Origin of the sequence: Bacillus cereus group sp. BfR-BA-01310 (genome assembly GCF_022664325.1) — a bacterium.
GTDB lineage: Bacteria > Bacillota > Bacilli > Bacillales > Bacillaceae_G > Bacillus_A > Bacillus_A paramycoides.
The window spans coordinates 405,953-420,132 of sequence record NZ_JAKUHD010000001.1 but is presented as its reverse complement, the minus strand read 5'-3'; the positions used below and the strand labels follow the sequence as shown (position 1 = coordinate 420,132).

Sequence of the window (14,180 nt, the reverse complement as noted above, 5' to 3'; positions counted from 1 at the left end):
CCTAGTCTTACACGACTAGGGTATTTTTATGCAAAGGTTGTTATAAAAATACAAAAGTGGTAACATAAAAATCAGAAAGATGAGGGATGACGATGAGCCATTTGTTAACGATGAGTGAATTATCGGAAGTAGAAATTTCAGAAATCCTAAAAGACGCAGAAGATTTTGCGAATGGGAAAGAGAGCAAAACGACAGAGCAAACTTTTGTTGCGAACTTGTTCTTTGAGAATAGTACGAGAACGAGATTTAGCTTTGAAGTTGCTGAGAAGAGATTAGGACTTGATGTTTTAAACTTTTCAGCTGATGCATCTAGCGTACAAAAAGGAGAAACTTTATACGATACGATAAGAACACTAGAATCAATCGGAACAAAAGCGGTGGTCATCCGCCATGAGCAAGATCGCTACTTCGATGAGCTAAAAGATCAGGTGAATATCCCGATCTTAAACGCTGGAGATGGATGTGGAAACCACCCAACGCAGTGCCTACTCGACCTTCTTACAATTAAACAAGAGTTTGGAAGATTTGAAGGTTTGAAGATTGCAATAGTAGGAGATGTTCGTCATAGCCGAGTAGCACGTTCTAATGCAGAAGCATTAACAAAGCTGGGTGCAACAATTTACTTTGCAAGTCCAGAAGAGTGGAAAGATGAAGACAACACATTTGGAACATACAAACCATTAGATGAACTAGTTCCAGAAGTGGATGTAATGATGTTACTTCGTGTACAACATGAGCGTCATGATCATTATGAAACAGACATTATGAAAGAGTATCATGAGAAACACGGATTAACAGTAGAAAGAGAAAAGCGTATGAAAGAAGGAAGCATTATTATGCATCCAGCTCCTGTAAACCGTGATGTTGAAATTGCAAGTGAACTTGTTGAGTGTGAGCGTTCACGCATATTTAAACAAATGGAAAATGGAGTTTACGTAAGAATGGCTGTACTAAAACGCGCCTTACCAAATGTATTAGGAGGAATGAAACATGAATTACTTGTTTAAAAATGGTCGTTATATGAATGAAGAAGGAAAAATCGTAGCAACAGATCTTCTCGTACAAGACGGTAAAATCGCTAAGGTGGCAGAAAATATTACGGCAGATAATGCTGAAGTAATCGATGTGAACGGAAAGTTAATCGCACCTGGATTAGTAGATGTACACGTACATCTTCGTGAACCAGGTGGTGAACATAAAGAAACAATTGAAACAGGTACACTAGCAGCGGCAAAAGGTGGATTCACTACAATTTGTGCAATGCCAAATACACGCCCAGTACCAGATTGCAGAGAACATATGGAAGACTTGCAAAATCGTATTAAAGAAAAAGCGCATGTCAACGTACTACCATACGGAGCAATTACAGTACGTCAAGCGGGTTCTGAAATGACAGATTTCGAAACATTAAAAGAACTTGGAGCATTTGCTTTCACTGATGACGGTGTAGGCGTACAAGATGCTAGCATGATGTTGGCTGCTATGAAGCGTGCAGCGAAATTAAATATGGCAGTAGTTGCGCACTGTGAAGAGAATACTCTTATTAATAAAGGTTGTGTACATGAAGGGAAGTTTTCTGAGAAACACGGATTAAACGGTATCCCATCAGTATGTGAATCTGTACATATTGCAAGGGATATACTGCTTGCTGAAGCGGCAGATTGTCACTATCACGTATGTCACGTAAGTACGAAAGGCTCTGTACGCGTAATCCGTGATGCAAAGCGCGCTGGAATTAAAGTAACAGCAGAAGTAACACCTCATCACCTAGTGTTATGTGAAGATGATATCCCATCAGCTGATCCTAACTTTAAAATGAACCCACCGCTTCGTGGAAAAGAAGATCACGCAGCACTAATTGAAGGTTTATTAGATGGAACGATTGATATGATCGCAACTGATCATGCACCGCATACAGCGGAAGAGAAAGCACAAGGAATTGAAAGAGCACCATTCGGAATTACTGGTTTTGAAACAGCATTCCCACTGCTATACACAAACCTTGTGAAAAAAGGAATTATTACATTAGAGCAGTTAATTCAATTCTTAACAGAAAAGCCAGCTGATACATTCGGCTTAGAAGCAGGTCGCCTGAAAGAAGGTAGAACAGCTGATATTACAATTATTGATTTAGAACAAGAAGAAGAGATTGATCCAACAACATTCTTATCAAAAGGAAAAAATACACCATTCGCAGGTTGGAAATGCCAAGGATGGCCGGTAATGACAATCGTTGGTGGTAAGATCGCATGGCAAAAGGAGAGTGCATTAGTATGAAAAGACAACTTATCTTAGAAGATGGAACAGTATTAATTGGAAAAGGTTTCGGAGGAGAAATCGAAAAGTCAGGTGAGGTTGTATTTACAACAGGAATGACTGGATATCAAGAAACATTATCTGATCCATCATATTGCGGTCAAATCGTAACATTCACGTACCCATTAATCGGAAACTACGGCATCAACCGTGACGATTTCGAATCGATTCACCCATCTGTAAATGGTTTAATCGTAAACGAAATTTGTGATCACCCATCAAACTTCCGTAATGAAATTTCGTTAAATGATTACTTAAAAGAAAGAAACATCCCAGGGTTAGCAGGAATTGATACGAGAAAATTAACGAGAAAAATTCGTCAATACGGTACATTACGTGGACGTCTATGTAACATGGATGCAGATGTAGAATACATCGTGAGCCAATTAAAAGCGACAGTATTTACAGATCATGTGAAACGCGTATCAACGAAAGATCCATACCCAAGTCCAGGCCGTGGACACCGAGTTGTACTTGTAGACTTCGGAATGAAACATGGTATTTTACGAGAATTAAATAAGCGTGACTGTGATGTAATTGTAGTACCTTACAATACAACAGCAGAAGAGATTTTACGCCTTAGCCCAGATGGAATTATGTTAAGTAACGGACCTGGGGATCCAAAAGATGTACCAGAAGCAATTGAAATGTTAAAAGAAATCATAGGTAAAGTTCCTTTATTCGGGATTTGCCTAGGACATCAATTATTCGCTCTAGCATCTGGTGCGAATACAAGTAAGTTGAAATTCGGTCACCGTGGTTTAAATCACCCAGTAAAACACCTTGCAACTGGAAAAGTAGCAATTACATCTCAAAACCATGGTTACGCAGTAGAAGAAGAGTCAGTTAAAAATACAGATCTTGAAATTACGCATGTTGCTTTAAACGACGGAACAGTAGAGGGTCTTCGTCATAAGAAGTTCCCTGCATTTACAGTACAATACCATCCAGAAGCTTCAGCAGGACCAGAAGATGCAAATGATTTATTCGAAGATTTCTTAGCAATGATTGAAAACTTCAAGAAAGAAGGGGAAGAGTTATGCCAAAACGCCTAGACATTAACACAATTTTAGTAATCGGATCAGGACCAATTGTAATTGGGCAAGCAGCAGAGTTTGATTACTCTGGTACACAAGCTTGTCAATCTCTTAGAGAAGAAGGTTACAAAGTAATCCTTGTTAACTCTAACCCAGCAACAATTATGACAGATACTGCAACAGCAGATAAAGTATATATAGAACCATTAACATTAGAATTCGTAAGCCGTATCATTCGTAAAGAACGTCCAGATGCAATCCTACCAACATTAGGTGGTCAAACAGGGTTGAATATGGCTGTTGAACTTGCGAAATCAGGCATACTTGAAGAGTGCGGAGTTGAAATTTTAGGAACAAAATTATCAGCAATCGAGCAAGCGGAGGATCGTGATTTATTCCGTACATTAATGCAGGAATTAAATGAACCAATTCCATCTAGCACCATTATTCATACGCTAGAAGAAGCACATGAATTTGTAAAAGAAATTGGTTATCCAGTTATTGTTCGCCCAGCATTTACAATGGGGGGAACAGGTGGCGGAATCTGTAGTAATGAAGAAGAACTAATTGAAATCGTATCAGGTGGATTAAAACATAGTCCAGTAACACAATGTTTATTAGAAAAGAGCATTGCTGGTTGTAAGGAAATTGAATATGAAGTAATGCGTGATTCGAATGATAACGCGATTGTAGTATGTAATATGGAAAATATCGATCCAGTTGGGGTTCACACAGGTGATTCTATCGTTGTAGCACCGAGCCAAACATTAAGTGACCGTGAGTATCAAATGTTACGAAATACTTCATTAAGAATTATTCGCGCATTAGGAATTGAAGGTGGATGTAACGTTCAGCTTGCACTTGATCCACATAGCTTCCAATACTATGTAATCGAAGTAAACCCGCGTGTAAGTCGTTCGTCTGCACTAGCATCTAAAGCAACTGGATATCCAATTGCGAAGCTAGCGGCGAAAATTGCAGTCGGCTTAACATTAGATGAAATTGTAAACCCAGTAACGCAAAAAACATACGCTTGCTTCGAGCCAGCATTAGACTATGTTGTTTCAAAAATTCCACGTTGGCCATTTGATAAGTTTGAATCAGCAAACAGAACACTTGGTACACAGATGAAGGCAACGGGTGAAGTTATGTCAATCGGACGTAACTTAGAACAATCATTATTAAAAGCGGTTCGTTCTTTAGAACTTGGTATCTATCACTTAGAATTAGATCACTTAAAAGAACTTGACAAAGAAACAATGAAAAAACGCATTATTAAAGCCGATGATGAGAGACTGTTTATTGTAGCAGAAGCAATTCGTCAAGGTGTAACGAAAGAAGAAATCAACGAATGGTGTGAAATGGACTTCTTCTTCTTACAAAAAGTTGAAAACATCGTAAACATGGAACGCAAAGTAAAAGAAAATGTAGAAAATATGGAAGTATTACAATCTGCGAAAGAAATGGGCTTCAGTGACCATTACATCGCAGCTGCTTGGAACAAAACAGAGCGTGAAATTTACGATATGCGTAAAGAAAGCAATATGACGCCTGTTTATAAAATGGTAGATACTTGTGCGGCAGAGTTTGAATCTGCAACACCATACTACTACAGCACATATGGTGACGAGAATGAATCGATTGTAACAGATCGTAAGAGTGTAGTTGTACTAGGATCTGGTCCAATCCGTATTGGTCAAGGTGTTGAGTTTGACTATGCAACAGTTCACTCTGTATGGGCAATTAAAGAAGCTGGATATGAGGCAATCATTGTTAATAACAACCCAGAAACAGTTTCAACAGACTTCAGTATTTCTGACAAATTATACTTTGAACCACTAACAATCGAAGATGTAATGCACATTATCGATTTAGAAAAGCCAGAAGGTGTTATCGTCCAATTCGGTGGACAAACGGCAATTAACTTAGCTGCTAAATTAGAAGAACACGGTGTGAAAATCTTAGGAACATCACTTGAAGATTTAGACCGTGCAGAAGATCGTGATAAGTTTGAAGCAGCGTTAACGCAGCTTGGTATCCCGCAACCAGTTGGTAAAACAGCAACGACTGTAGAGCAAGCGGTAGCAATCGCTGACAAAATTGGTTACCCAGTATTAGTAAGACCATCTTACGTACTTGGTGGACGTGCGATGGAAATTGTATATCGTCAAGAAGAATTGCTGCACTATATGAAGAACGCAGTTAAAGTTCATGCGGATCACCCAGTATTAATTGACCGCTACATGGTTGGTAAAGAAATTGAAGTAGATGCAATTTCAGACGGTGAAAATGTATTCATTCCAGGTATTATGGAACATATTGAACGCGCTGGAGTTCACTCTGGGGATTCAATTGGAGTATATCCACCACAAAGCTTATCTGAAAAACTAAAAGAACAAATTATTGAACATACAATTGCACTTGGAAAAGGATTAAACATTGTTGGATTACTAAATATCCAGTTTGTAGTATTCAAAGATGAAGTGTATGTAATTGAAGTAAATCCACGTGCGAGCCGTACAGTACCATTCTTAAGTAAAATTACAGGCGTACCGATGGCGAATGTTGCAACGAAAGTTATTTTAGGTCAAAACCTTGTAGAACAAGGATATGGAACTGGCTATCACCCAGAAGAGAAGGAAGTGTATGTAAAAGCTCCAGTATTCTCATTTGCGAAACTACGCTCAGTTGATACAACATTAGGGCCTGAAATGAAATCAACAGGTGAAGTAATGGGTAAAGACTTAACGCTTGAAAAAGCATTATACAAAGGGCTAGTTGCTTCTGGAATTAACATTCCAACGCACGGATCAGTAATCATTACTGTAGCTGATAAAGACAAAGAAGAAGCGATGGAAATTGCAAAACGTTTCCACGAAATCGGCTATAACTTATTAGCAACAGCTGGAACAGCACAATCGTTAGCAGAGCAAAATATTCCAGTGCAAGTTGTAAATAAAATTGATTCTGAAGAATACAACTTACTTGATATTATCCGTCAAGGAAAAGCACAGTTTGTAATCAATACATTAACAAAAGGAAAACAACCAGCGCGTGATGGTTTCCGCATTCGCCGTGAATCAGTAGAAAATGGTGTGGCTTGCTTAACATCACTTGATACAACGAGAGCAATCTTGAGAGTACTAGAATCTATGACATTCTCAGCTCATTCAATGAAAGAAATTACGCAAACGAAGCGTCACGAGGTGGTACATGCATGATGCAAAAGCAAAATATGATCGTCGTTAACCAAAAAGAAATCGCAAAAAACATTTACGAATTAGTGCTTCAAGGGGATCTGGTGCAACAAATGAACGATCCAGGGCAGTTTGTACACATAAAGGTAGCAGAGGGCATTACGCCCCTTCTGCGCCGCCCAATTAGTATTTGTAATGTCGATCAAGACAAGAACGAATTTACAATGCTATATCGTGCGGAAGGACAAGGAACAAAAACATTAGCAAAAAGAAAACAAGGTGAACTTGTAGATGTGTTAGGACCACTTGGTCATGGATTTCCTGTAGAAGAAGCGGAAGCTGGACAAACGGCTTTATTAGTAGGCGGGGGAATTGGTGTACCACCACTATATGAATTGTCGCAGCGTCTTGTAGCAAAGGGAGTACGCGTTATTCACATCTTAGGTTTTCAAACGAAAGATGTTGTCTTCTATGAAGAGAAATTCGCAGAGCTTGGTGATACGTATGTTGCAACAGTTGATGGTACGCACGGTACGAAAGGGTTTGTAACAGATGTAATTGATAGCTATGGAATTGACTTTGACATTCTATACTCATGTGGACCTTTAGCAATGCTTCGTGCATTAGAAGGACGCTATAAAGAGAGAAAAGCCTACATTTCATTAGAAGAACGTATGGGCTGTGGCATCGGAGCATGTTTCGCATGTGTATGCCATTTGCAAGCAGATCCGAGTGGACATTCTTACAAGAAGGTGTGTAGCGACGGACCAGTATTTCCAATCGGGGAGGTTGTACTATGAACAGATTGCAAGTTGAATTACCAGGGTTATCATTAAAAAATCCAATCATTCCAGCATCTGGTTGCTTCGGATTTGGTCGTGAGTATGCACAGTTCTATGATTTAAGTGTACTTGGATCAATTATGATTAAAGCGACGACGGAACAGCCTCGTTATGGAAACCCAACGCCTCGTGTTGCTGAAACACCAGGTGGAATGCTAAATGCAATTGGGCTTCAAAATCCTGGATTAGAAAAGGTAATGAATTCTGAATTACCTTTTCTCGAGCAATTTGATCTTCCGATTATTGCAAATGTTGCTGGTTCACAAGCTGAGGATTACGTAGCGGTTGCGAAGGAAATCTCAAAAGCACCAAATGTTCATGCGCTAGAATTAAATATTTCTTGTCCAAACGTAAAAACGGGTGGTATCGCTTTTGGTACAAATCCTGAAATTGCTGCTGATTTAACGAAGCGAGTAAAAGAGGTTTCTGAAGTGCCGGTATATGTGAAATTGTCACCGAACGTGGCAAACATTGTGGAGATTGCAAAAGCAATTGAAAATGCAGGTGCGGACGGTTTAACGATGATTAATACATTGCTTGGTATGCGTCTAGATTTAAAAACTGCAAAACCAATTTTAGCAAACCGTACGGGCGGACTATCAGGGCCTGCGATTAAGCCAGTAGCAATTCGTATGGTACATGAAGTAAGTCAAGCGGTTAACATTCCGATTATCGGAATGGGTGGTATTGAAACTGCGGAAGATGTAATTGAATTCTTCTACGCTGGCGCAAGCGCAGTTGCAGTAGGGACAGCGAACTTTATTGATCCGTTCGTTTGTCCAACGATCATTGAAGAGTTACCTACATTACTAGATGAGTTAGGATTTGACCACATTTCGGAATGTCAAGGAAGGAGCTGGAAGCAAACATGTCACAGTCGTTAATCGTTGCACTGGATTTTCCAGGTAAGAAAGAGGTAGAACAATTTTTACATCACTTTGAAGGGGAAGAGTTATTTGTCAAAGTTGGTATGGAGTTGTTTTATAAAGAGGGACCTGCAATTATTACGTACTTAAAGGAAAAAGGACATAAAATCTTTCTAGATTTAAAGCTTCATGATATTCCGAATACAGTAAAAAGCGCTATGCGCAGCCTAGCTAGTCTAGATGTTGATATGGTAAATGTTCATGCTGCTGGGGGAAGCAGTATGATGAAAGCTGCGATCGAGGGATTAGAGGAAGGTAAGCAAGAAGGAAAAGAGAGACCGATTTGTATTGCAGTTACACAACTAACAAGCACTTCGGAAGCTATGATGAAAAAAGAGATTGGTATTGAGAAAACGTTAGAAGAAGCGGTTGCTCATTATGCCAAATTAACGAAAGAAAGTGGACTTGATGGAGTTGTTTGTTCAACACTTGAAGTACCAAAATTACGTGAAGTATGCGGGGAAACATTTGTAACAGTAACACCGGGGATTCGTCTTGCAAGTGATGATGTGAATGACCAAGTGCGCGTTGCAACACCGAAACGTGCGAGGGAACTTGGTTCAAGCTACATCGTAGTTGGACGTAGTATTACAAAAGCAGAAAATCCGCTTGAAGCGTATAAAACAGTAAAACAACAGTGGGAAGGTGTAACAGTATGAAAAAAGAAATCGCGTCGCATTTATTAGAAATTGGAGCAGTATTTTTACAACCGAATGATCCATTCACTTGGTCTTCTGGTATGAAATCACCAATTTATTGTGATAATCGTTTAACTTTATCTTATCCAAAAGTACGCCAAGCGATTGCAGCTGGATTAGAAGAGTTAATTAAAGAGCACTTCCCAACTGTAGAAATTATTGCAGGAACAGCAACTGCTGGTATTGCGCACGCTGCATGGGTAAGCGATCGTATGGATTTACCAATGTGCTACGTACGTAGTAAAGCAAAAGGACACGGTAAAGGGAACCAAATCGAAGGAAAAGCTGAAAAAGGTCAAAAAGTAGTTGTAGTAGAAGATTTAATTTCAACTGGTGGTAGTGCAATTACATGTGTAGAAGCACTTCGCGAAGCTGGTTGTGAAGTATTAGGAATCGTATCAATCTTCACATACGAGCTTGAGTCAGGAAAAGAGAAACTAGAAGCAGCAAACGTAGCATCATATTCTTTAAGTGATTACAGTGCATTAACTGAAGTTGCAGCAGAAAAAGGTATGATCGGACAAGCTGAAACGAAAAAATTACAAGAGTGGCGTAAAAATCCAGCTGACGAGGCTTGGGTTACAGCGTAACACGAAAAAAGACGACCGCGGGGGGAAACGCGGTCGTCTTTTTTATATCATTGTTAAAATTTCATGTAAAGAACATATAGTAGGAATATCGCACTTGAGCTGCGAGTTATCCCGATTTAACCATATCCCTTGCATTCCAGCTATTGTACTACTAATTGCATCTGTTTCTAATCGATCGCCAATATAATAGCAATCTTTTAGTTCAAAATTAGATTGTAATCCGGCCATTTGAAAAATTGCTGGATCGGGTTTTGAAATCCCGATTTTACTAGAAGTAAAAATATAGCTGAAATATTGTAGAATATTTAAAGCGGTCAACTTTTCAATTTGTTGTTCATAATCGCCGTTACTAATGATACCTAATGAATATCCTTTTTGCTTTAAGGATTGTAATGTATATAGTACATCTTCAAATGCAATCCAGTTTATTTTATACAGTTCGATATATTGATTGAATCTTTGCATAGATTCCTTAAGTGATAAATGTACTTCATATGCTTTAAATAAATGATACATTCGCAATGCTTGTTGCTCATGGAAGGATAATTGATTGGATAAAAATTTATTGAAATATTGTTCGGATAATTCATGCCACAGTTTCGTAGCCTCTAATTCGTTTCCTAGAAAAATATCATTATACTTCTGGAAGAAATGTGAAATGCCATTTCTCTCAGCGGCGTCATAATCAAGTAGAGTTCCATCGATATCAAAGAAAATTATATTAAAATCTCCTTACTAATAATTACTTATTGCTTTCTGCAACTTCATATCCTCTCACAAATAATAGAGTCATATAAGAAACGATAAATGAGAAGATGCTGTACATGCCAACCCAAAAGAAAAATTTTGGAGTAAAGGCGATAACACCTATTATTAAAAAACTAGCAAACGTTACAATTGGCATTACGTAATACATTCTCGTTCTACGTGTTCCAATTATTGAAACAATAAAGATAAGTAATGGACAAATTAATAAGAAGAAAATCAATTCATTCATAGTTATGTCCCCTTTTTTAGTAGAAGTTATTTGGTTCTCATAAACGTTTTGAATAATTGCTCTCCTAAAATAATTTCGCTAAGTGACAAAAAACACCTTTTGAAAGTCGTATCTTTTCTAAGAATAAAAAAAGTAATGATAGTGAGTAAATAAAATAATATTTGCTAATGAATAGAAGAAAGTGCCACCGGATAAGGTGGCACTTTCTTACTTTACTGAATGAGCTTTTTGCATCTTTTTAATCATACGAATCTGTCCGCGATGATTGATTTCATCTTCAAATACGTGAAACCATTTAAAGTAGTTATTTGCTGGTTTGTCATACCAAAAGTCTGTCGTTTTAAATAGCCATTCATCAGGCAACGATTGAAAAGTTTCAATCGTCTTGGAGCGTACTTCTTGTAATGTATTTATGTAAAATTCTATGGAGTTTCCTTTTATTTTCTCACGTCCAAGATCCCCTAACTCAACAGCAGGTAACCACCGTTTTAATTCAGCATCTGTCGGTTCACGATCTTCAAAGGTATGAATTTGGTAGTAAAATTCAATAGCGGCCATATGGTACAATAACATGCCGATTGAATTTGCCTCATCATCATATAAATAATCAAGTTCTTCAGTTGTTAAGCCTTCCACCGCTTGCATTGTTGTATAACGAGCGTAATTCATCATGGAAACAAGTTTTGAAAATTCAACTTGTAAACCATCTATTTTATCAATTACAAAATTCAATTTAAATTCCCCCTCTTTAAACGGATACTCCAGAGAGGGAATTCTATGTGCAGAGAAAAACTCCTGTTAAAAAGTTCATAATTTTTAACAAGGGATAACAATTAGCTCTCTATTTGCTTTTGTAATAACTTCATATCCGTCTTTTGTAATGACGATATCATCTTCAATTCTACAACCGCCCCAGTTTGGTATGTAAATTCCCGGTTCCACTGTAACAACCATGCCTTCTTGTAAAGTAGCTTTACTTTCTTGAGATAGACGAAGAGGTTCATGTATTTCTAAGCCAAGACCGTGCCCGGTAGAGTGGCCAAAATATTGACCATATCCGTGTTCTGTAATGTAGTTTCTTGTTATATCATCGATACTTTTCGCAGCTTCTCCAGGTTTAATTGCTTCAGTTCCACGTTTTAATGCTTCTAGCACAACATTATATATTTTTTTGAATTCTTCTGATGGCTCGCCGATTGCTACAGTACGTGTAATATCAGAACAATATCCATTATAAAGGGCACCGAAATCTAATGTAACGATATCGCCGCGCTCGATTATTTTATTTGATGCAACTCCATGGGGGAGAGAAGAACGAACACCAGAAGCCACAATGATTTGAAATGATGAGGATGTAGCTCCTTTTTTTCGCATGAAAAATTCTAATTCATCTCGGACATCAGTCTCACTTATTCCTGGTTTTAGAAATTGAAGGATGTGGTGAAATGCTTCGTCAGCAATATGAGCTGCAATTTTCATTATTTCTATTTCGGGAGTGTCTTTAATAATACGAATATCTTCGATGATTTCACACACCTGAACTATTTCCGCATGTATATATTTTTGTAAGTTCTTATATTGTTGTAGAGTCATGTTATTTTCTTCAATTCCAAGTTTTTGAATGTTTAATTTCGATACTTGATTTGCAATTTCTTCTTCTAAATTTCCTTTATGCATAATAATTTCGGCTTCTTTTATTTGTGATTTCGCTTGATCTACATAGCGAAAGTCGGTTATAAAAATAGCTTTATCCGCAGAGATTAAGACGACGCCAGCGCTACCTGTAAAGCCTGTTGCATATTGACGATTTTCTTTTTTTGTAATAAGTAATCCATCAATTCCGTAGTTATGTAGTTGTTTTTGTATTTTATTAATTCTTAAAGTCATGTTAATGCCCCCTTTTCACAGTATTGAATAAAGCAAGTAGCGTGCCAAAATCTATATTTAGAGAAAAGATAGTGGGAATTGCATATATTTTAGAGAAGGTAAGAAATTTAGCCCACTATTTGTGGAAGGTGGGCTGCTCGTGAAATACAGATTGCTTCAATTTATCAGTGGGGGAATGAAAAATACATCGATTCAAGATTCACTTTCTTTACACACTGTAAAAAAATTTATACAAATACGAAATAGCGTGTCAAATTTTTTGACAATATTGAAGTTAGGAAAGAAAAGTATACACGATTTTTAGATTATACATTTGGAAAAGTAGCATATCCTTTGTTTTATTTGAATATAAAATTTAATATATAAACAAATGATGATTATTGATATAATAGGTAATTGTTGGATTTCTCTCGAAGATAGGAATGCGTAACGAATATAAATGAATGAGGAATGTGAGTACATGAAGAAATTAAGTAAATTAATGTCATTTTGTTTAGCGATTAGTATGCTTGTTGTAACAGGCTGTGAAAAAAGTAATAACTACGTTCAACTCAATGAAAAAGTTGATCAGCTGGATGAAGCGCCGGAGGTGACAGAGAAAGAAGCTAAAAAGATCGTAAGAAAGAGTGTGGATGAAATTGCAAACTCTTTTAGTGAAATGGAAAAAGAAAATGGATGGAGTCGAAATAATCCTGGAGATTTGGATATAGCTAAAAAAGGGGTTAAGGGATTAGTTTCAAATAAGTTTGTAGAGAATCAGCTTCCTGGATTGCTTGATACATTTAATAGGTCAAGAGAAACGGATATGTTGCCATTCCCTATTCATATTGAGCCAGAAGTGAGGCTAACTTATTCGCAGAAAAATGATGTTTTAAAGATTGAGACACTCACCCTTGCAAATGATATGGGGAATGAAGCGGAGACGTGGGAATTTATTTTAGTTTATAAAGATGGAAAATGGTTAATGGATAGATGGTCATCAAATACTCCAGCAGATTTAAAGTTAACTAAAGAAGAAGCTAACGAACTTCTTAGAGTTCAAGGTTTCAAGAATGTCTCTTTTGTTAGAGAAGAGAATAGTGGCGATAAGAAATATATTTTTAAAGAAAGTAACGGGGTAGTTGCTGTGGACGCCCAAACATCTGTTATTACATACAATGTAGATGATAAAAAACAAGAAAAGATAACGAAAGAAGATGTTATTCAAGAACAAGAAACAGCTAAGAGAAATGATTCCAGTACGTATATTAGCTCAAAAAAAGAGAAGCAGCTCAAAAAAGAATCTTCTTCAGCATTAGGTAAAACTAAGGTTCTAAATGAGTTAGCAGCTCTAGAAAATCAAGAAAAACATACGAACGTTATGACAACAAACGATATAGTAAATGAAATAGAAGGAAATTATCAATTGTGGGATAGTAAATTAAATGAAATTTACAACACATTAAAAAATACTATGTCCCCTGATGCATTTCAGTCGTTAAAAACGAAACAAATTGCGTGGGTTAAAGAAAAAGAAAGTAAAGTTAAAGCAATTGGTACTGATCCAAACAATGGAACGATGAGACGTATAGAAGCTTCAGAGGAGAAATATAAGATGACAAAAGAAAGATGTTATGAATTAGTTAATGGATATATGAACTAAACTAAAAACATAAAAAAATGCGTTGCTTACAAGCAACGCATTTTTAAG

13 protein-coding genes are annotated in these 14,180 nt (G+C 37.3%); 9 read left to right on the top strand and 4 right to left on the bottom strand.

Annotation, left to right across the window (positions count from 1 at the left end; genetic code table 11):
• Positions 1 to 92 precede the first annotated feature (92 nt).
• The 8 genes from pyrB to pyrE are packed head-to-tail and all read left to right on the top strand — an operon-like array spanning position 93 to position 9,606.
• Entirely contained in the window at positions 93 to 1,007 is a 915-nt protein-coding gene (gene pyrB / locus MR109_RS02075) for an aspartate carbamoyltransferase (protein ID WP_000018850.1), read from the top strand.
• On the top strand, positions 991 to 2,277 hold the full coding sequence (gene pyrC, locus MR109_RS02070; RefSeq protein WP_001108374.1) for a dihydroorotase: 1,287 nt from the start codon (positions 991 to 993) through the stop codon (positions 2,275 to 2,277). The genes pyrB and pyrC overlap by 17 nt, the downstream gene beginning before the upstream one ends.
• Positions 2,274 to 3,371: a carbamoyl phosphate synthase small subunit gene (locus MR109_RS02065; RefSeq protein ID WP_242270785.1), complete on the top strand. Its 1,098-nt coding sequence runs from the start codon at positions 2,274 to 2,276 to the stop codon at positions 3,369 to 3,371. The genes pyrC and MR109_RS02065 overlap by 4 nt, the downstream gene beginning before the upstream one ends.
• Positions 3,356 to 6,574, top strand: coding sequence for a carbamoyl-phosphate synthase large subunit (gene carB, locus MR109_RS02060; protein WP_242270783.1), 3,219 nt, complete (start codon positions 3,356 to 3,358; stop codon positions 6,572 to 6,574). Before MR109_RS02065 ends, carB begins: the two co-directional genes overlap by 16 nt.
• Positions 6,571 to 7,350 carry a dihydroorotate oxidase B electron transfer subunit gene (gene pyrK, locus MR109_RS02055; RefSeq protein WP_002173137.1) on the top strand — a complete coding sequence of 260 codons (780 nt, stop codon included), beginning with the start codon at positions 6,571 to 6,573 and terminating at the stop codon, positions 7,348 to 7,350. The genes carB and pyrK overlap by 4 nt, the downstream gene beginning before the upstream one ends.
• Positions 7,347 to 8,276: a dihydroorotate oxidase B catalytic subunit gene (gene pyrD / locus MR109_RS02050; RefSeq protein WP_071718827.1), complete on the top strand. Its 930-nt coding sequence runs from the start codon at positions 7,347 to 7,349 to the stop codon at positions 8,274 to 8,276. Before pyrK ends, pyrD begins: the two co-directional genes overlap by 4 nt.
• Positions 8,261 to 8,977 carry an orotidine-5'-phosphate decarboxylase gene (gene pyrF, locus MR109_RS02045; RefSeq protein WP_002173136.1) on the top strand — a complete coding sequence of 239 codons (717 nt, stop codon included), beginning with the start codon at positions 8,261 to 8,263 and terminating at the stop codon, positions 8,975 to 8,977. Before pyrD ends, pyrF begins: the two co-directional genes overlap by 16 nt.
• A complete protein-coding gene (gene pyrE, locus MR109_RS02040; protein WP_242270781.1) occupies positions 8,974 to 9,606 on the top strand; it encodes an orotate phosphoribosyltransferase in 633 nt (210 codons plus the stop codon). The genes pyrF and pyrE overlap by 4 nt, the downstream gene beginning before the upstream one ends.
• A 42-nt stretch (positions 9,607 to 9,648) precedes the next feature.
• Here pyrE and MR109_RS02035 read toward each other — a convergent pair whose 3' ends face one another.
• The 4 genes from MR109_RS02035 to MR109_RS02020 form a co-directional block, all read right to left on the bottom strand.
• Entirely contained in the window at positions 9,649 to 10,326 is a 678-nt protein-coding gene (locus tag MR109_RS02035; RefSeq protein ID WP_242271214.1) for an HAD family hydrolase, read from the bottom strand.
• Between the two features lie 22 nt (positions 10,327 to 10,348).
• Entirely contained in the window at positions 10,349 to 10,603 is a 255-nt protein-coding gene (locus MR109_RS02030; RefSeq protein ID WP_025148304.1) for a YbeF family protein, read from the bottom strand.
• Positions 10,604 to 10,810: 207 nt separating this feature from the next.
• Positions 10,811 to 11,335 carry a DinB family protein gene (locus MR109_RS02025; RefSeq protein ID WP_071718835.1) on the bottom strand — a complete coding sequence of 175 codons (525 nt, stop codon included), beginning with the start codon at positions 11,333 to 11,335 and terminating at the stop codon, positions 10,811 to 10,813.
• A gap of 84 nt (positions 11,336 to 11,419) precedes the next feature.
• Complete coding sequence (locus MR109_RS02020; RefSeq protein WP_242270779.1) at positions 11,420 to 12,490, bottom strand: M24 family metallopeptidase; 1,071 nt, start codon at positions 12,488 to 12,490, stop codon at positions 11,420 to 11,422.
• A 460-nt stretch (positions 12,491 to 12,950) separates the two neighbouring features.
• Here MR109_RS02020 and MR109_RS02015 point away from each other — a divergent pair, with 460 nt between their 5' ends.
• The gene (locus tag MR109_RS02015; protein ID WP_242270778.1) at positions 12,951 to 14,132 is read left to right on the top strand and encodes a lysozyme inhibitor LprI family protein; all 1,182 of its coding nucleotides are present in this window, start codon (positions 12,951 to 12,953) and stop codon (positions 14,130 to 14,132) included.
• Positions 14,133 to 14,180: the final 48 nt, after the last annotated feature.